Source organism: Halomonas sp. GD1P12 (assembly GCF_025725645.1).
In the GTDB taxonomy this organism is placed as follows: Bacteria; Pseudomonadota; Gammaproteobacteria; order Pseudomonadales; family Halomonadaceae; genus Vreelandella.
Genome location: NZ_CP107007.1, coordinates 3,751,391 through 3,768,928, shown reverse-complemented (window position 1 = coordinate 3,768,928; position 17,538 = coordinate 3,751,391). Strand labels below are relative to the sequence as shown.

At 60.1% G+C, this 17,538-nt stretch carries 19 protein-coding genes; 14 read left to right on the top strand and 5 right to left on the bottom strand.

All coding sequences use genetic code 11. The features are described 5' to 3' along the window. Positions 1-18 precede the first annotated feature (18 nt). From OCT39_RS17345 to OCT39_RS17325, 5 genes are all read left to right on the top strand, one after another. A complete protein-coding gene (locus OCT39_RS17345; RefSeq protein ID WP_263585678.1) occupies positions 19-567 on the top strand; it encodes a curli production assembly/transport protein CsgE in 549 nt (182 codons plus the stop codon). Further along, positions 567-989 (top strand): curli assembly protein CsgF, encoded by a 423-nt coding sequence (locus OCT39_RS17340; protein WP_409335775.1) that lies wholly within the window; start codon positions 567-569, stop codon positions 987-989. The genes OCT39_RS17345 and OCT39_RS17340 overlap by 1 nt, the downstream gene beginning before the upstream one ends. 78 nt (positions 990-1,067) lie before the next feature. Beyond that, positions 1,068-1,898: a CsgG/HfaB family protein gene (locus OCT39_RS17335; RefSeq protein ID WP_263585677.1), complete on the top strand. Its 831-nt coding sequence runs from the start codon at positions 1,068-1,070 to the stop codon at positions 1,896-1,898. A 302-nt stretch (positions 1,899-2,200) separates the two neighbouring features. Further along, positions 2,201-2,719, top strand: a complete 519-nt coding sequence (locus OCT39_RS17330; RefSeq protein ID WP_263585676.1) for a hypothetical protein — start codon at positions 2,201-2,203, stop codon at positions 2,717-2,719. A 59-nt stretch (positions 2,720-2,778) separates the two neighbouring features. After that, positions 2,779-3,489 (top strand): curlin subunit CsgB, encoded by a 711-nt coding sequence (locus OCT39_RS17325; protein ID WP_263585675.1) that lies wholly within the window; start codon positions 2,779-2,781, stop codon positions 3,487-3,489. 80 nt (positions 3,490-3,569) lie between these two features. Here the strand turns inward: OCT39_RS17325 and OCT39_RS17320 are convergent, their stop codons facing one another. The 5 genes from OCT39_RS17320 to OCT39_RS17300 form a co-directional block, all read right to left on the bottom strand. After that, positions 3,570-3,839 carry a hypothetical protein gene (locus tag OCT39_RS17320; RefSeq protein ID WP_252107815.1) on the bottom strand — a complete coding sequence of 90 codons (270 nt, stop codon included), beginning with the start codon at positions 3,837-3,839 and terminating at the stop codon, positions 3,570-3,572. 172 nt (positions 3,840-4,011) lie between these two features. Then, on the bottom strand, positions 4,012-5,292 hold the full coding sequence (hemL, locus tag OCT39_RS17315) for a glutamate-1-semialdehyde 2,1-aminomutase (protein ID WP_263585674.1): 1,281 nt from the start codon (positions 5,290-5,292) through the stop codon (positions 4,012-4,014). Positions 5,293-5,384: 92 nt separating this feature from the next. Continuing rightward, positions 5,385-6,194, bottom strand: coding sequence for a bifunctional hydroxymethylpyrimidine kinase/phosphomethylpyrimidine kinase (thiD, locus tag OCT39_RS17310; protein ID WP_263585673.1), 810 nt, complete (start codon positions 6,192-6,194; stop codon positions 5,385-5,387). Further along, positions 6,194-6,625: a protoporphyrinogen oxidase HemJ gene (gene hemJ, locus OCT39_RS17305; protein WP_263585672.1), complete on the bottom strand. Its 432-nt coding sequence runs from the start codon at positions 6,623-6,625 to the stop codon at positions 6,194-6,196. Before hemJ ends, thiD begins: the two co-directional genes overlap by 1 nt. A 9-nt stretch (positions 6,626-6,634) precedes the next feature. Then, positions 6,635-8,443 (bottom strand): chloride channel protein, encoded by a 1,809-nt coding sequence (locus OCT39_RS17300; protein ID WP_263585671.1) that lies wholly within the window; start codon positions 8,441-8,443, stop codon positions 6,635-6,637. Between the two features lie 231 nt (positions 8,444-8,674). Here OCT39_RS17300 and argC point away from each other — a divergent pair, with 231 nt between their 5' ends. The 9 genes from argC to OCT39_RS17255 all read left to right on the top strand — a co-directional run bounded on the left by argC (position 8,675) and on the right by OCT39_RS17255 (position 17,528). Next, entirely contained in the window at positions 8,675-9,709 is a 1,035-nt protein-coding gene (gene argC, locus OCT39_RS17295) for an N-acetyl-gamma-glutamyl-phosphate reductase (protein ID WP_263585670.1), read from the top strand. A gap of 115 nt (positions 9,710-9,824) precedes the next feature. After that, a complete protein-coding gene (gene erpA, locus OCT39_RS17290) occupies positions 9,825-10,178 on the top strand; it encodes an iron-sulfur cluster insertion protein ErpA (protein ID WP_252107838.1) in 354 nt (117 codons plus the stop codon). A 149-nt stretch (positions 10,179-10,327) separates the two neighbouring features. Further along, positions 10,328-11,095: a transporter substrate-binding domain-containing protein gene (locus tag OCT39_RS17285; RefSeq protein WP_263585669.1), complete on the top strand. Its 768-nt coding sequence runs from the start codon at positions 10,328-10,330 to the stop codon at positions 11,093-11,095. A 96-nt stretch (positions 11,096-11,191) separates the two neighbouring features. Beyond that, positions 11,192-11,863, top strand: a complete 672-nt coding sequence (locus OCT39_RS17280) for an amino acid ABC transporter permease (protein WP_263585668.1) — start codon at positions 11,192-11,194, stop codon at positions 11,861-11,863. A gap of 10 nt (positions 11,864-11,873) precedes the next feature. Then, a complete protein-coding gene (locus tag OCT39_RS17275) occupies positions 11,874-12,644 on the top strand; it encodes an amino acid ABC transporter ATP-binding protein (protein WP_311959086.1) in 771 nt (256 codons plus the stop codon). Positions 12,645-13,221: 577 nt separating this feature from the next. Then, positions 13,222-15,126 carry a tRNA uridine-5-carboxymethylaminomethyl(34) synthesis enzyme MnmG gene (gene mnmG, locus OCT39_RS17270; RefSeq protein WP_263585667.1) on the top strand — a complete coding sequence of 635 codons (1,905 nt, stop codon included), beginning with the start codon at positions 13,222-13,224 and terminating at the stop codon, positions 15,124-15,126. Then, entirely contained in the window at positions 15,123-15,788 is a 666-nt protein-coding gene (gene rsmG / locus OCT39_RS17265; RefSeq protein ID WP_263585666.1) for a 16S rRNA (guanine(527)-N(7))-methyltransferase RsmG, read from the top strand. The genes mnmG and rsmG overlap by 4 nt, the downstream gene beginning before the upstream one ends. Further along, positions 15,788-16,555, top strand: coding sequence for a ParA family protein (locus OCT39_RS17260; protein ID WP_263585665.1), 768 nt, complete (start codon positions 15,788-15,790; stop codon positions 16,553-16,555). Before rsmG ends, OCT39_RS17260 begins: the two co-directional genes overlap by 1 nt. A gap of 43 nt (positions 16,556-16,598) precedes the next feature. Then, a complete protein-coding gene (locus OCT39_RS17255) occupies positions 16,599-17,528 on the top strand; it encodes a ParB/RepB/Spo0J family partition protein (protein ID WP_263585664.1) in 930 nt (309 codons plus the stop codon). Positions 17,529-17,538 lie beyond the last annotated feature (10 nt).

Here is a 17,538-nt window from a genome sequence, read left to right as displayed (position 1 = left end):
CCCAACGAGCATTCGGCCATGGTCACGTATCGTTTTCATTTACCGCTCGCTGCCTGTCTACTGACGTTGGCTCTGTCGGTGCACGCCAGCGAAGAGCTTCCCGGCCAGCCCGTGTCTCCCAATCAGCCGGCCTCGCCAAGCGATTCCCTGCCGGAAAACGAGCAGGAAGCGGTGGATGCGATCAACCGCCTCTCCGGGCCGGACGGTGCGGAAATCGAGCCGCGCGGCTACGGCAGCAGTGAGCTGACCGGGGTCATGATTGACCGCACCATTACCATGGCCGGTCGTTCGTTCTACCGCGCATTCAGTCAACGTGCCATGGATAGCCCGCTGATCAATAACGCCACGATCACGATTCAGGAGCGCCCGGACGCCCGTTGGGGAAGCCAACTCTGGATCATGCAGGGCAATCAAATGTATTTCCGCACGCAGCTTTCGCCAAGAATCAATCAGGCGGATGAAGCCGCCAATGAGGCGGTACAAGTAGTTCAAGAAGCGCTGCTGAAGGAACAGTTGGCAACGGCGCTAACGTCGGACAAAGACCTGGGAAGCGAGGAGTTACGATAATGAAAGTCAAACAACGCAGTTTCATGCTGGGTACCGTCGCAGCGCTGGCACTCACAAGCGGAGCACAAGCCATTGCGGGGGATCTGGTCTATCGCCCCTTGAATCCATCGTTTGGTGGCGACCCCTTCATGGGGAGCTATCTGCTGGGTAAGGCGCAGGCCCAGGACACCACTACCGATCCTAACGCACGAGGCTTCGAGCGGCTCTCTTCTACTGATCGACTCGTTCAAAGTCTGGAAAGCCGACTCATCTCGCAGCTGATATCCGATGTCGGTGCAGGCAATGTCGATCAGGGCTCTTTCGACAGCGGCGAGTTCAACGTGGTGGTGAGCGACGATGGCGGCGAGCTCGTCGTGCGCGTGGTAGACAAGCTGACCGGCGATATAACCAATATCAGCGTAGGCGGCGCCTTTAATCCTTAATAAAACAGCGCTCACGTTTACCAATACCTAACCGGCAAAACGCCGCATAACGCTTATTTGTGTCGTCAGGGGATCATAATGAAAATCATCGCTTCACTCATGCTGGCCACGCTTCTCAGCGGCTGTGCCGGTATGGTCGCCAACTCGGAAAATCTTGAAGGCGCTCAAGCCACGCTCATGCCGCGCGGGGCTACCTACCAGGATCTCGTGTCGCTGCCGCCGCCGGCGGGCAAGATCTTCGTCTCGGTCTACGACTTCCGCGATCAGACCGGCCAGTACCGCCCGGCCCCGGCCAGCACCTTCTCCACCGCCGTAACGCAAGGAGCAGCGGCGATGCTGACCGGGGCGCTTGCAGATTCCGGCTGGTTCATTCCGCTGGAGCGGGTCGGGCTTCAGAACCTTCTGACCGAGCGACGCATCATCCGCGCTGAGTTCGAGCGCTTCGGCCAGCCCGATACGCTGCCATCACTGCGCGCGGCGTCGGTCATGCTCGAAGGCGGTATCATTGCGTATGAGTCCAACGTACGCACCGGCGGCGCGGGTGCTGAATACTTCGGCATTGGCGCCTCGGGCCAGTACCAGGTCGACCAGGTCACGGTCAACCTGCGCGCCGTGGAGATTTCCACCGGCGAGATACTCGCCAACGTAACGACCACCAAAACCATCTACTCGAAAGAGCTGCGCGCCGGGGTGTATCGCTTTATCGACTTCCGTCGCCTGCTGGAAGCCGAAGCGGGCATCACGACCAACGAGCCGGTACAGATGGCGGTCATGTCGGCGGTGGAGTCCGCAGTCATACACCTGATCGCTCGTGGGGTGGAAAACAACCTGTGGAATCTGGCCAGTGGCAGCAATATTCAGGGTTCGGTACTCGCCGACTATCTGAATGCGCCTATTCCAGAATTGTAAGTATACGTGAGCAGTGTTTCTGGTGTTCATGCTTGAGCTTCATCTAATAAAGATGAAGTGATACAACCCTATAATTACCAGAAAATCTACGAGAAGCGGTGCCAAAATTATGCGGCACCGCTTTTTTATTTCATTAAAAACAAAAACTTACAGATATACCAAAAAACTAATACCTGAGAGATTTAAAATAATCAAATAAATGATCCCACGTCCAGGAGAATTGCTGATAGCGCAATTCTACAGATACGCCAAACTCAAGCCGTGAATACAATTTGATACAAAAACTTTCAAAGGGTATGAGGATGGCTATCAATCAGGCGTTTTCATTTTTAGGAGCGGCAGTGGTCAAGTCGACGCTGGCACTAATTGCCCTAACGATGACGTTTTCATCCGCTGCCCACGCCGGCCAAGACAACCGTATCGCTCAGTATGTTTATAGCGGATCAAAGCAGTTAGGCCCCGGTAATTACAGCGTCATTTACCAAAACGGTAACGACAACCGGACCAGCGTCGCTCAATCCTACTCGGCCCAATACCAACAAGGTAATTTTTCGAGTATCCGCCAAGTCGGTAACGCCAATGCGGCGTCAATCGAACAAATCGGTGGCAACAATACCAGCCAGGTTTCTCAAAAAGGTAACGAGCACAGCGTTTCGATTCTTCAGGACAACGGCCCTCAAGGAGCGGAAGCCTTCGTTACTCAAACGGGTCAGCAAAGCAATATCACGATTTCACAATCGGGGAGTGGCTACCGCAGCATCAACGTCGAGCAACAAGCGTTCTCGGGCAATGCGCGACCAGTCACCGTCGTAACTTACTGAGCAAAAATCCTTGCTCAGTAACCACCAAAGCAAGTCGTCATCATAAAGGGGATTACTACATGAAAACTCAAATCACCACTATCGCCGCTGGTATCGCTCTTGCACTGAGCACCGCTGCTTCTGCTCAAGTCGCCAGCGATTCCTACATTATCCAATACGGCAACGAACACAGCACCAACGTTACGCAGTACGGTAACCAAGAGTCACGTATCCGCCAGGAACGTGGTAATGATAACGCAGCTACTGTCGTTCAAGACGACGTTATTGGCCAAGCTCCGACTCCGTTCGAGGCAGCGAACGTTTCCAGCATTCAACAGCAGGGCAGCCGCAACGATACAACTGTGAACCAAGTAGGTAACGGCAACGATAGCTACGTTCTTCAGGACGGTAACGGTAACGCAGCTGAAATCATGCAAGACGGCCTTGATAACAAGTCAGTGGCGCAGTCTTACGGCAGCGATAACCTGACCATGCTCAATCAAAACGGCGATATGAACGACAGCACCGTTACCCTGCGTGGCGACCGTAATATTGCTGATGTAACTCAATCTGGTAACGAGCTGAAAAGCGTTATCGTTAACCAGGGCGGTAACGACAACGAATATAACGTTATGCAGAGCGGCGACCGTCACGACTCTTACATCCTGACCAACGGCTATGGCAACTACCAGCAAGTTAGCCAAAGCGCTCTGTACACTCAAAATGCTCATCAGTCCACTATCGAAACTTACGGCAGCTACAACAACAACGTTGTAAAGCAGGCTCGCTAAGCTCTTATCACTCAAAGATGTTGGACGTTAAAACCGCCCTTGGGGGCGGTTTTTTTATGCACAGGAATTATCGCAAGTGCTTATCTAAGATGCAGGGTAAGCGTTCCTCCCTTACCCTGGGTTGATGAGCGAGAACGATTGGTACCCTTGAGAATATCCACCTCTAAACGCTCGTTATCGGTCAAAAGCGTTACCTCACCCTCCAATGCGGTGCCTTCGTAGCTGAAGTCAGCGGGAACGCTCATACGCTCCTCCGAGTACTCAGTAACCTGATCGCCGTCGCTGACCCGCCAATGCGCTGAAAACTCCGCACCTTCCGTGCCGCTAATGTTGATCTGAATTCGGGTCATGTCCTGCTCCTGATAGGCCAGTGCGCCTGTGGATAAGGCGCCCACCAAACCCGCAACGCCCAATGTATAAGACCAAATCGATCGCCGTTTCATGGTGAGTAACCTCGTCAACCATAAACGCCGCCCCAATGGGCGGCGTTTTGAGTGTAGCAGGAGTTTACCGATCACAGGGTTAGAGCAGCGCAAACGCCTTTTCGGCGGCCTCCAGCGTTTTCTGGATATTCTCCGGCGTGTGGGCGCTGGACATGAAGCCCGCCTCGAACGCCGAGGGCGCGAGATACACGCCGTGATCAAGCATGGCGCTGAAGAAGCGCCGGAAGATTTCCGGGTCGCAGGCGGTGGCCTGTGCGAAGTTATCGACCCGCGACTGCGAGGTGAAGAAGAGACCGAACATGCCGCCGGCGGATTGAGTCATCATGGGGACTCCCGCCGCCTCGGCGCGCTCTTCGAGCCCGGTGCACAGCGTCTGCACGCGCTGGGCAAGCGCGTCGTGGAAACCCGGCTCTTTCAACTTCTGCAACAGTGTGACCCCGGCGGCCATGGCCAGCGGGTTGCCCGACAGCGTACCCGCCTGGTAGACCGGCCCCATGGGCGAGATGTTCTGCATGATATCGCGGCGCCCGCCGAAGGCGCCGACCGGCATGCCGCCGCCGACGATCTTGCCAAGGCAGGTGAGATCCGGCGTGATGCCATAATGGGCCTGGGCGCCGCCAAGCGCCACGCGAAAGCCGGTCATCACCTCGTCGAAAATCAGGAGGCTGCCATGCTCGTTGCACACCCGGCGAAGCGTTTCCAGAAAGCCGGGCTGCGGCGGAATGCAGTTCATGTTGCCCGCCACCGGCTCGACGATGATGCAGGCGATTTCACTGCCGATCTCGGCAAAGCACGCGTCGACCCCTTCCGGGTCGTTGTAGGAGAGCGTGATGGTATGTTCGGCCAGGGACGCCGGCACGCCTGGCGAGCTTGGCTCGCCGTGGGTCAGGGCGCCGGAGCCGGCTTTCACCAGCAGCGAGTCCGAGTGGCCGTGGTAGTTGCCCTCGAACTTGACGATCTTGTCGCGGCCGGTGCTACCCCGGGCCAGACGAATCGCCGACATGGTCGCCTCGGTGCCGGAGCTGGTCATGCGCACCATCTCCATGGAGGGAATCATCTCGCAGATCAAATCTGCCATGGTGGTTTCCACCGCGGTGGGCGTCCCAAACGACAGCCCGTTATCGAGACGCGCGCGCACCGCCGCCAACACGTCCTGGTCGGCGTGGCCGGTGATCATCGGGCCCCAGGAGCCGACGTAATCGATGTAGCGGTTGCCTTCGACGTCGAACAGGTAGGCGCCCTGGGCGCGCTCCATGAACACCGGCGGGCGGTGCAGGCCCTTGAACGCGCGAACGGGGGAATTGACGCCGCCGGGAATGTGGCGCGTGGCTTGCTCGAAGAGTTCGGCAGATGTAGTCATGGCATCCTCAGCGTGGTTGGCTCGATGATTGATAGCTTAGCGTCTGACGGCGCGGCGTAAACAGGTGCTTGATCGATCGGCGGCCAATGAGATCAAAAGCGGGTCGGGCGAGGCAAGCGGCGCGGTAGATACTGCCCACTTTCCGGTGCGTAGGCCTTCGACAAGGCCTGCCAGGTAAAGTGCTGCGCCTGCTCGCAGGCGGCGGGTAAGCGCTCACCCACCGCCATGCGCGCGGCAATCGCAGAGGCCAGCGTACAGCCCGAACCGTGAAAGCGCTCTGGCAGACGCGGCCACTGCCACTGGCGCGTGGTATCCGGCGAGTGCAGCGTATGCACCACCTGGTCCGTGTTACCCGGCAGCGGATCATCGGTGGCCGTTACCAGCACCGCCTGGCAGCCCTGGGAAATCAGCGCTACCGCGCGGGCGGTATCGTCCTCGCTTTCGCCGATATCCGGGGTCAGCGTCGCCAGCTCAAAACGGTTGGGTGTCAGGATATCCACAAGCGGAAGCAGCCGGTCGATATAAAGCCTTTGCAAAGCGGCTGTGGATAACTCAGCGCCACCGCCGGCTTTCAATACCGGATCCGCCACCACGGGAATACCGGGAAAGCGGCGAATGATCTGCTCAGCGGCCAACAGCGTCGGCGCGTCGGCCAGAAGCCCCAGTTTGATCGCCCCAATGGTGAAGTCGCCAAGCGCCGCCGCGCTTTGCAGCATCATCTGCGGGTCGGCGGGCAACACGCGCTGGACATCATGGCAGTTTTGCACGGTGGTGGCGGTCGGGATCGTCAGCGCCCAGCCGCCGCAGCCGGCGATGGCTTCGCTATCGGCGATCAGGCCCGCGCCGCCGGTCGGGTCATGCCCGGCCAACACCAGAACGGTGGGAGGAAGCGGTTGATGCATTAAAACGGCTTCAACACGGCAAGCAGTACCACCGCGACCAGCACGATCACCGGGGCTTCATTGAAAAAGCGAAAGAAGGTGTGGCTTTTGGTGCAGCGGTTCTGGGCGAACTGCTTGAGATAGATCAGGCAAACGTGGTGATAGGCGATCAATAGCGCCACCAGCGTCAGCTTGACGTGCATCCAGCCCTGGCTCATCCAGCCGGGCACCAGATAGAGCATGATCCCGCCGAAAATCAGTACCAGAATCATCGACGGCGTCATGATGCCACGGTAGAGCTTGCGCTCCATGGTCTTGAAGTAAGTGATCGCTTGCTCATCAGACGCGTCGCGAGCCGTGGCGTGGTAGACAAAAAGCCTGGGCAGGTAAAAAAGCGCAGCAAACCAGGTCACCATGGCCATCAAATGCAGGGCCTTCATCCATAAATACATGGTCTCTCCTTACGCGGACGGCTCATTGTCCCGGGGTCCGGCTTTGTCGTTCGGATCCGAGTAGTGATAATAGCGCTCGATGGCACCGCGGGTAATGATACCTGAAATTCGCTGCTGCTTCGGGCGATAACCGTGCACCACGTAAAGCGCGCCCAGAGCGTTGTCCTGAAGTTTCAAAAACGCCTCGGAGAGCGTCGCTTGAAGCGCGATCGGCGCCATCTCAACGCGCTGGCCCGGGATTTCGAGAAGATCCACCAGCTCGTCCTCCGGCGGCGGCTTGCCGTCGAGCGCCTCGTCGTGCTCTAACAGCCAGCGTGCCAGCGCCGCCGCCTTGAGCCCGAGCACCGGCTTCTTGTCGCTGGAGCGCTCGATCAAAAGCCACACCGGGTTGGTTTCCAGAAGCTTTCGCGCCTGCTCCGGGGTGACCACCCGCTCGGTGCGTACCAGCTGACGCTCCATTACCGCTGGTACCGACACGCGCGAGAGCGCCTGCATCAAGGGCTGCTGCAGCGGGTGCAGCCCGTAGCGCACCGAGCTCAGGAAAAAGCCTTCGCAGCCGGTGAGCTGGCGCGAAGTCAAACACGCCACCACCACGACCAGCATGCCGGGCAGCATGATGTTCGGCGAATGGGTCAGCTCCAAAAGCGCCATGAGCGCGGCCAGCGGTGCCTGGAGCACCGCGCCCATCATCGCCGCCATGCCAAGCATGGCGAACACGCCCGGATCGGCGGCGGGGGCCGGCCAGATCCAAAGCCCCAGCGAGCCGCTGAGCGCCCCGGCGGCCGCGCCCACCACCAGCACCGGGCCGATGATACCGATCGGCACGCCCCCGGCCACGGTCAGCGCGGTGATCAAAAGCTTGGCGACGACCAGCCCCAGCAGCACGTAGACGCCAAGCTGGTTGTTGAGCGCCGCTGCCAGGCTGTCGTAGCCGATGCCCTGTACCTGGGGGAACCACCAGGCCATCGCCGAGGTGGCAACCCCCACCGCCGCCAGGCGTACCCACAGCGGCATCCCGGCGAGGCGTTTGTTACGCGCGATATGAATGAACAGCCCGGCCAAAAGCCCGATGAAAAGCCCGGTGATGACGACCCAGGGCAGGTTCATCAAGGAGCCCAGCGCCACGTCGGGAATACGAAAGGCGGGTTCGCTGCCGTACACCATCTGGGCCACGACCGCGCCCATGGTGGAGGCCAGAATCACCGGCATGAAGCTCATCAGCGTGTACTCCATCATCACCACTTCCATGGCGAAGATGACCCCGGCGATCGGCGTGTTGAACGACGCCGAGATCCCCGCGGCGGTGCCGCAGGCGACCAGCACGCGCAGGCTGTTGTTAGGCAAGCGAAGCTTGACCCCGAGCCCGCTCGACGCCGCCGCGCCCAGGTGGATGGCCGGGCCTTCACGCCCGGCGGAAAGCCCGCCGAGCACCGACACCACGCCGACCCACCACTGATTGAGCCAATTGCGCAGCGGAAAGCGGCCCTGATGATAGGAGAGGCGCTCGATCACGTGGCTGACGCCGAGCTTTTGCGCCGCGGCCTTCTGGCGGTAAAGAAACACGCCGATCACCGTGACCGCGCAAAGCGGCAGCAGCGCGCGAAGCCAGGGGGCGAGCCCTTCGAAAGCCTCCGGGTTGGCGTCGGGCATATAGAGCACCGCGCCCATCTCGAGAAGCAGACGAAAACCCACCATGACCGCGCCGGTGATGATCCCGGAGAGCAGCCCCAGTACGCAAAGCTGGGGTAGCGCGTCGACGTTGGCGAGCTGGCGGCGAAAGGCCTCCAGGGTGAAATCTGCTCGGGAATACCGTGCCACGACCGCGTTCCTTAGCTGTTGGCTTTTTTATAGAAGAGGTGCCCTGTGTGCGACCTGGCCGCTAAAAAGTAAGTGTTCACTCACCGATTGCTGCACTCACGGGCCGCTACTCTTGTGTATCATAGCTCGACGAGCTTGGACAGTTTGAAGAGCTTGGACAGCCCGTTGCCAGTTTATTAGGCTGTGAACGATGTATTCGAATCAAACCAGAGAACGGATAAGGGGTGACATGTGATCAAGGTCGGCATCGTGGGCGGTACGGGATACACCGGTGTAGAGCTATTGCGGCTTCTGGCCGGGCATCCCGAGGTCAGCGTCGAGGCGATCACTTCGCGCTCGGAAGCCGGGGTCAAGGTGTGCGACATGTATCCCAACCTGCGCGGCCACTATGATGCGCTCGCCTTCAGCGAACCCGACGCCCGCGCTCTAAGCGCGATGGATGCGGTGTTCTTCGCCACTCCCCATGGCGTGGCCCACGCGCTTGCCGGCGAGCTTTTGAAAGGCGGCACGCGAGTAATCGATCTCTCTGCGGACTTTCGCCTGCGCGACGCCGACGAGTGGAGCCGCTGGTACGGCCAGCCCCACGGCGCCCCGGAACTGCTCGAGGAAGCCGTTTACGGGCTGCCCGAAATGCACCGCGAAAAGATCAAGACCGCACGCCTGATTGCCGTGCCCGGCTGCTACCCCACCGCCGTACAGCTTGGCTATCTGCCGCTCTTGGACGCCGGGCTGATCGACCCGACCCGGCTGATCGCCGACTGCAAATCCGGCGTGACCGGCGCCGGGCGCGGCGCCAAGGTGCCGTCGCTGCTTGCCGAGGCGAGTGAATCCTTCAAGGCCTACGGCGCCTCTGGCCATCGCCACCTGCCGGAAATCAGCCAGGGCCTGAACGACATGCAGGCGGCGAAGGTCGGCCTGACGTTTGTGCCACACCTGACGCCGATGATTCGCGGTATCCACGCCACGCTCTACTCCACGCTGACCGAAAGCGCTCGGGATCTACAGGCGCTGTTCGAGGCGCGCTACCAGGATGAACCCTTCGTTGACGTGATGCCCGCGGGCAGTCATCCGGAAACCCGCAGCGTGAAGGGCAACAACACCTGCCGCATCGCCGTTCATCGCCCGGAAGGCGGCGACACGGTGGTGGTGCTCTCAATCATCGACAACCTGGTCAAGGGCGCTTCCGGCCAGGCCATTCAGAACCTGAACCTGATGTTCGGCTTCGATGAGAAAACGGGGCTCAACGCTCCGGCGCTAATGCCGTAAACGCTTGGTAGTGGCGCAAGCTTCCCGGTAAAAGGGCACACAATAGTTGACCCTTTTGCTGGGGATTACCCATAATTGGCCTTTCATCCAGCCATTCAGCTTGCGGGAGGTACCCATGAGCGGTGCAGAAGCTTTCGTACCAACCCCACTACTGCTATCCGACAGCGCCCGCCAACGCATCAAGGCGCTAATGAGCGAGGAGCAAAACCCCGCGCTGAAACTGCGCGTCTACGTGACTGGCGGCGGCTGCTCGGGCTTTCAGTACGGGTTCGATTTCGCCGATAGCGTCGACGACGACGACACGCTCATCGAATTCGGCGACGCCACCCTGGTGGTCGACCCGCTCTCCTACCAGTACCTGGTCGGCTCCACCGTCGATTTCGAAGAGGGCCTGGCCGGCGCGCGCTTTCGCGTGCAAAACCCCAACGCCACCACCACCTGCGGGTGTGGCGCCTCCTTCATGGTTTGAGCCCGCCGGGCGCTTGCGTTAACTCCCCTGCTTTCTCGTGACTTGACGCCTTGGCGGTTTCTCGCCAGGGTTGATAGGTCTAAAACGGCGCGCGCGTACGGGCAATGGCTGCCCGACACGTCGTGCCCTATAACATCACGGGGAAACATATGAACAATACACTTGGCTATAGCGCTATCGCCGCCGCTCTGACGCTCGGTCTTGGCAGCACCGCCGCACTCGCCCAGATGCCATCGGTCAACGTGGCCACCGACCCAAGCTTCGTTCCCTTCGAGATGATGGACCCGGATTCCGGCGAAATGATCGGCTTCGATATGGACATCATCAACGAAGTCGCCCGCCGCGCCGGCTTCGAGGTCAATCTGACCACCATGGAGTTCTCGGGCATCATCCCGGCGGTCCAGACCGGCAGCCAGGAGATCGCCATCGCCGGTACCACGATCACCGATGAGCGTGCCCAGGTCGTGGACTTCTCTGACCCCTACTACGATTCTGGCCTGCAGATCATCGTGCGCGCCGATAACGATAACGTCGAAGAGATCGACGATCTGGAAGGCTTGAGCATTGCCACCAAGATCGGCTCGACCAGCTACAACTTCCTGCAGCAAGAGCTGGGCGAAGACGCCGACATCACCCCCTACCCGGGCACCGCCGACATGTACATGGCGCTTCTGGGCCGCAACGTCGACGCGGTGCTGTATGACGCGCCCAACGTCGCCTACTTCTCGCAAACCCGCGGCGAAGGCCGTACCAAAGTGGTCGGCCCGCTTTACGAAGGCCAGCAGTACGGCATCGTTTTCCACAAGGGCAGCGAGTGGCTGGAGCCGAGTAACGAAGCGCTCGCGGCCATGCGCGAAGACGGCACCTACGACGAGATCTATGAGAAGTGGTTCGGCGAAGCGCCGACCGCTGATTGACGCGGCTCTCGAGTAGCGCACTCCTTCAGGGTCGGGCGATATCGCCCGACCCTTTGTTTACCCGTACTACCTGTGATTTTCACCTGGAGATAACGCGTGGACGTTACCTTTGAGTTCGACTGGTCGGCGGCGTTTGCCTCGATCCCCCACCTGTTACCCGGTATTCCGTGGACGCTGGCCATCTCCTTCGGGGGCCTGGCCATCGGGTTTTTCATCGGCATCTTCTTCGGGCTTCTGCGCATCAGCCCCGTGGCCTGGATGCGCTGGGTCGCGACGATCTACATCGAAGTCTTTCGCGGCACGCCGATTCTGGTGCAGGTACTGTTCATCTTCTACGGACTGCCGCAGCTTCTGGGCGGACCGATCAACGCGCTGGTCGCCGGTATTGCCGCTATCGCGGTGAACTCCGGCGCCTACATTTCGGAAATCGTGCGCGGCGGCGTGCAGTCCATCGAACGCGGTCAGCGCGAGGCCTCTCTTTCGCTCGGGCTTTCTCGCGCCCAGTCGTTTCGCTACGTGATCTGGCCTCAGGCGCTTCGGCGCATGGTGCCGCCGCTGGGTAACCAGGCGATCATCAGTATCAAGGACACCTCACTGTTCTCGGTGATCGGCGTCGGCGAGCTGGTACGTCAGGGGCAGATCTACATCGCCACCACCTTCACCGCGCTCGAGGTCTACTTCATGGTGGCCCTTTTGTATCTGGCCATCACCTGGACGCTCTCCCTGGTGCTGCGTCTGGTCGAGCGTTCGAACCTTGCCGGTCAATAAGGAGCGCGCCATGACAGCGAACCACTCTTCACATCCCGCTCCCATCGTGCGCATGGAAAAGCTCAACAAGCACTTTGGCGCCCTGCACGTGCTCAACAATATCGACCTTGAGATCACCTCCGGCGAGGTCGTCGTGGTAATCGGCGCAAGCGGTTCGGGAAAATCCACTCTGATCCGCTGCATCAACGGGCTCGAGGAGTTTCAGTCCGGCACCCTCGAGGTGGATAACAACACGCTAAAGCCCTATGGAAAGAGCTCAAAAGCGCTTCAAACCATCCGCACCGAAGTCGGCATGGTGTTTCAGCAGTTCAACCTCTTTCCGCATTTGAGCGTGATCGACAACGTCACCCTGGCGCCGATCAAGGTACGCGGCCAGCGCCGCGATCAGGCGACCCAAACCGCCAAGCGCCTGCTCGACCGAGTGGGAATCGCCGACCAGGCGAACAAGTACCCCAGCCAGCTCTCCGGCGGCCAACAGCAGCGTGTGGCGCTGGCCCGGGCGCTGGCCATGGAACCCCGGCTGATGCTGTTCGACGAGCCCACGTCGGCGCTCGACCCGGAGATGATCGGCGAGGTGCTCGACGCCATGCGTGAGCTTGCCAGAGAGGGCATGACCATGGTGATCGTCACCCACGAGATGGGCTTTGCCCGCGAAGTCGCCGATCGCGTCATCTTCATTCACAAGGGAGAGATCACCGAGGAGGGCCCGCCGGAGCAGCTGTTCGATACGCCCCAACACGAACGTACCCAATCGTTTTTGGCCCGCGTACTCAAGCACTGAAACGCGCATATCGCACGCGCTATACGCTCAGCCCCCTTCATCAAAACCTGCCATTTCCGAGCCTGTCCTTGCGACAGGCTCTTTTTTTTGCCTGTGGACAACATTTTTTCGATTTTTTTCATGTCCGCCCACCATGCCCGCCACGTACGCTTTCCAGCCATTTATCAAGGTTCAGGTCGAATGTTCACAATCGAGCGCACAGCGTCGGTATGCATCGGTGGATAAGCCGTGTTTTTTTGGCGCTGTGCATAAATACCCATTCGATCCACAGCCCCGACACCGCTTCTACGCAGCAACTACGCCCTTTAATCACCGAATGGTCAACAATATAAAAGTTTGAAAAATATCATTTTAAATGCCTTATGCACAGATTTTATCCACACCAGTAGTTACAACATCAACAGAACTTCTCTTTATATTTTTTATTTTGTTATTAGTAGATCAGTACTGGCGAACCAAGGTGTGGAAAAACCTGACTGTTATTCACAGGAGGTTTATACTGGCGGGCTTATCGAGGCGAGCCTCGTTCTCAAACGATCGATCGGCGCTTTTTGAAAGGGCCAAGTTGAGGTGCTAATTGAATTACCCCGACCGCTTTGACGTGATTGTCATCGGCGGTGGCCATGCGGGAACCGAAGCCGCGTTGGCCTCTGCTCGTATGGGTTGTCAAACCCTGCTGCTCACTCACAACATCGAAACCCTAGGCCAAATGTCGTGTAATCCCGCCATTGGCGGTATCGGCAAGAGCCACCTGGTCAAGGAAATCGATGCATTGGGCGGCGCCATGGGGCTTGCCACTGACCTGGGTGGTATTCAGTTTCGCGTGTTGAATGCCCGCAAGGGGCCGGCGGTACGCGCCACGCGCGCTCAAGCCGACCGGGTACGCTACAAGGCCGCCATTCGCGGCATGCTCGAAAACCAGCCGAACTTGACGATCTTTCAGCAGGCCGCGGGCGACCTGGTTGTGGATAACGATATTGTGCGCGGCGTGGTCACCGAAACCGGCATTCGCTTTATGAGTGAAACCGTCGTGCTCTCGACCGGTACATTTCTGGGCGGCGTGATTCACATCGGCCTCGATACCAGCCGCGGCGGCCGTGCGGGTGACCCGCCTTCCAACGCGCTGGCCGAGCGCCTGCGCGCGCTGCCGTTTCGCGTCGATCGGCTGAAAACCGGCACGCCGCCGCGCATCGACGCTAGAAGTGTCGACTTTAGCCAGCTGGAGGAGCAGCCCGGCGACACGCCAACGCCGGTCATGTCCTATCTGGGCTCGCGCGACATGCACCCGCGCCAGGTGAGCTGTCATATAGCGCACACCAACCAGCGCGCTCACGACATCATCATGGCGAATCTGGACCGCTCGCCGATGTACTCCGGCGTGATCGAAAGCACCGGCCCGCGCTACTGCCCGTCGATCGAAGACAAGGTTCACCGTTTCGCGGACAAGTCGAGCCATCAGGTCTTCATCGAGCCCGAAGGGTTGGACACCCATGAGCTCTACCCGAACGGCATTTCCACCTCGCTGCCCTTCGATGTGCAGCTTCAGGTGGTGCGCTCGATGAAGGGGCTGGAAAACGCCCATATCACGCGCCCGGGCTACGCCATCGAGTACGATTTCTTCGACCCGCGGGATCTCAGGCACTCGCTGGAGACAAAATTTATCCACAACCTGTTTTTCGCCGGGCAAATCAACGGTACCACTGGGTACGAAGAGGCCGGTGCTCAGGGGCTTTTGGCCGGGCTCAACGCTGCCCGCCGGGCGAAATCACTCGAGTCCTGGCATCCGCGCCGCGATGAGGCCTATCTGGGCGTGCTGGTCGATGACCTGATCACCATGGGCACCAAGGAGCCCTACCGCATGTTCACTTCACGCGCGGAGTATCGTCTGATGCTGCGTGAAGACAACGCGGATTTGCGCCTGACCGAGAAGGGCCGCGAGCTTGGCCTGGTCGACGATGCTCGCTTTCAGGCGTTCAGCGAAAAGCGTGAGTCGATCGAGCGCGAAAGCGCACGGCTCAAGTCGGTATGGGTACAGCCCAACACCGCCGCCGCCGAGAAAGTCGCCGAGAAAACCGGCCACCCGCTCAATCGCGAGTACTCGCTGGCGGATCTTCTGAAACGCCCGGAGCTGACCTACGCCGATATCGCAACACTTCCCGGGCTTGAAAGCGAGGCAGTGCAAAGCGGCGCCGTGGCCGAGCAGGTCCAGATCCACGCCAAGTACCAGGGCTATATCGATCGTCAGCAGGACGAGATCGACAAGCTCAAGCGCCACGAAAATACGCCGCTGCCGGCCGAGCTCGACTATCAGAAGGTCGAGGGCCTCTCCAACGAAATTCGCCAGAAGCTCATGGACGCCCGCCCGGAAACCCTGGCCCACGCAGCGCGTATCTCCGGCGTGACGCCAGCGGCGGTCTCGATTCTTTTGATCCATCTGAAAAAGCGCCGCCTGGTTGGCAGCGCCGAGGTGGCGAACGGATGAGTTCGCTGTCCCCGCTTTTGAACGACCTGCCCGCTGACGTTGCCACCCGGCTGGACAGCGGCCTCGAGACCCTCGGCCTCGAGGTCAGCGCTTCCCAGCGCGAGCGGCTTCTGGCCCTGGTGGCGCTGTTGCACAAGTGGAACCGGGCTTATAACCTCACCGCAGTGCGCGACCCGGTCGAGATGGTCTCGCGCCACGTGCTGGATAGCGCCGCCATTGCACCTTTCGTGCACGGCGACACGCTGCTCGACGTTGGCGCAGGCCCAGGCCTTCCAGGCCTGGTCATCGCCATTTTGAAGCCCGACGTTCAGGTCACGCTGGTCGACAGCAACGGCAAGAAAGTGCGCTTTCAACGCCAGGCGATCATGGAGCTTTCGATCGACAACGCGACCCCGACCCAGGTACGGGTCGAGGCCTTTGGCGAGCGCACCTTCGATCAGGTCGTCTCCCGCGCGTTTGCAAGCCTGGTCGACTTTATCGACCTGACCCGAACGCTGGTGGAGCCCAGCGGGCAGTGGCTGGCCATGAAAGGCCCCGGCGCCGACGATGAACTCAGTGCACTTCCCGCCGATATCGTGCTGACGGCGCGGCATCGGCTGCCCATTCCCTATGAGACGGCAATACGGCAGCTGTTGATTTTGACCCCTGAAGGAGCCTTGTAGTGAGCCAGATCATTGCCCTGACCAACCAAAAAGGCGGCGTGGGCAAATCCACCTCGGCCGTCAATCTCGCGGCGAGCCTGGCGAGTCTCGACCGCCGCGTGCTGCTGGTGGATCTCGACCCCCAGGGCCACGCCAGCATGGGCAGCGGCATCGACAAGTACGATCTGGACAAGAGCGTGCTGGATGTCCTGCTCGGTGAGGCCAGCGCTCACGAGGCGATCATCAGGAATCTGCCGGTCAACTTCGACGTGCTGCCGGGTAATGGTGATCTGACCGCCGCGGAGGTCGAACTGCTGGATCGCGATGAGCGCCAGAGCCGACTCTCCACCGCGCTCAGCACGGTGGCCGAGAACTACGACGTGGTGCTGATCGACTGCCCGCCGTCGCTCAACATGCTGACCGTCAACGCACTGACCGCCGCTCACGGCGTGCTGATTCCGCTGCAGTGCGAGTTCTACGCGTTGGAAGGCCTGTCGGCGCTTCTGGATACCGTCGAGCAGATCAAGGAGAGCGTCAATCCGGAGCTCGCGATTTCCGGTATATTGCGCACCATGTACGATAAGCGCACGAGCCTGACCCGCGAAGTGGACAAGCAGCTGCGCGACTTTTTCGGCGACGCGCTTTTGAAGACCACCATTCCGCGCAACGTGAAGGTGGCCGAAGCGCCGAGCCACGGCCTGCCGGTCACCCACTACGCACGCTTTTCGCGGGGCAGCCAGGCGTATCGCGTGCTCGCCAAAGAGATGATTCGCAAGCTGGCGCTTTAGCGCCTGACGGCCGGGGTTTGACTCAACGTTTAAGGGGAAGCGCATGACGCGTAAACGCGCGCTAGGACGTGGCCTGGACGCCCTCATTGGAGCGGGCGCACGTCGTCGTGACAGTCTGGATCTCACCAGTGAGGAAACGTTTGAAAGCGTCGATACAGCGCCGTCGAGCGTGGTCGTCGAGGCCACCGACAACGAGCGTCTCGAGCGTTTGCCGCTTGGTCAACTGAGCCGCGGTAAATACCAGCCCCGCCGCGATATCCAGCCCGAAGCCCTCGAGGAGCTCGCTGACTCGATCCGCGCCCAGGGCGTGATGCAGCCGATCGTGGTACGCCCGGTCGGGCAGTCCCGCTACGAGATCATCGCCGGCGAGCGGCGCTGGCGCGCGGCCCAGCTCGCCGAGCTCGACGTCATCCCCGCGGTCATTCGTGACGTCAGCGACGAAGTCGCGCTGGCACTCGCTTTGATCGAGAACATCCAGCGTGAAAACCTCAATGCGGTGGAAGAGGCGATCGCGCTCAAGCGCCTGGGCGACGAGTTCGAACTCACCCAGCAGCAGATCGCCGATGCGGTCGGCAAGTCGCGTACTCAGGTGGCGAACCTGTTGCGGCTTTTGAGTCTGGACAACGAGGTGCAAACGCTTCTGGAGCGCGGTGATCTCGACATGGGTCACGCCCGCGCGCTTTTATCGCTCACCAGTGCCCAGCAGCGGCGCATTGCCCATGAAGTGGTCAATAACGACCTGACCGTGCGCGCCACCGAAGCGCTGGTCAAAAAGCTCGGCAGCGACGAAGCCGCCAGGGCCGCGCCCAAACGCTCGAAAAAGACCGCGGACGTCACGCGGCTCGAGACTCAGCTCGGCGAGCTGCTTGGCGCGCCGGTATCCATCGATCACGGTCAGCGCGGCAAGGGCAAGGTCACCATCCGTTACACCAGCCTCGAAGAGCTCGACGGTATTCTCGGACACATCAAATAACGGGCTGATG

Excerpts from the sequence above, each read along its gene's own strand:
- OCT39_RS17345 (WP_263585678.1), top strand. The coding sequence starts at position 19 with ATGGTCACGTATCGTTTTCATTTACCGCTCGCTGCCTGTCTACTGACG.
- OCT39_RS17340 (WP_409335775.1), top strand. The coding sequence starts at position 567 with ATGAAAGTCAAACAACGCAGTTTCATGCTGGGTACCGTCGCAGCGCTG.
- OCT39_RS17335 (WP_263585677.1), top strand. The coding sequence starts at position 1,068 with ATGAAAATCATCGCTTCACTCATGCTGGCCACGCTTCTCAGCGGCTGT.
- OCT39_RS17330 (WP_263585676.1), top strand. The coding sequence starts at position 2,201 with ATGGCTATCAATCAGGCGTTTTCATTTTTAGGAGCGGCAGTGGTCAAG.
- OCT39_RS17325 (WP_263585675.1), top strand. The coding sequence starts at position 2,779 with ATGAAAACTCAAATCACCACTATCGCCGCTGGTATCGCTCTTGCACTG.
- OCT39_RS17320 (WP_252107815.1), bottom strand. The coding sequence starts at position 3,839 with ATGACCCGAATTCAGATCAACATTAGCGGCACGGAAGGTGCGGAGTTT.
- hemL (WP_263585674.1), bottom strand. The coding sequence starts at position 5,292 with ATGACTACATCTGCCGAACTCTTCGAGCAAGCCACGCGCCACATTCCC.
- thiD (WP_263585673.1), bottom strand. The coding sequence starts at position 6,194 with ATGCATCAACCGCTTCCTCCCACCGTTCTGGTGTTGGCCGGGCATGAC.
- hemJ (WP_263585672.1), bottom strand. The coding sequence starts at position 6,625 with ATGTATTTATGGATGAAGGCCCTGCATTTGATGGCCATGGTGACCTGG.
- erpA (WP_252107838.1), top strand. The coding sequence starts at position 9,825 with ATGAGCGGTGCAGAAGCTTTCGTACCAACCCCACTACTGCTATCCGAC.
- OCT39_RS17285 (WP_263585669.1), top strand. The coding sequence starts at position 10,328 with ATGAACAATACACTTGGCTATAGCGCTATCGCCGCCGCTCTGACGCTC.
- OCT39_RS17275 (WP_311959086.1), top strand. The coding sequence starts at position 11,874 with ATGACAGCGAACCACTCTTCACATCCCGCTCCCATCGTGCGCATGGAA.
- rsmG (WP_263585666.1), top strand. The coding sequence starts at position 15,123 with ATGAGTTCGCTGTCCCCGCTTTTGAACGACCTGCCCGCTGACGTTGCC.
- OCT39_RS17255 (WP_263585664.1), top strand. The coding sequence starts at position 16,599 with ATGACGCGTAAACGCGCGCTAGGACGTGGCCTGGACGCCCTCATTGGA.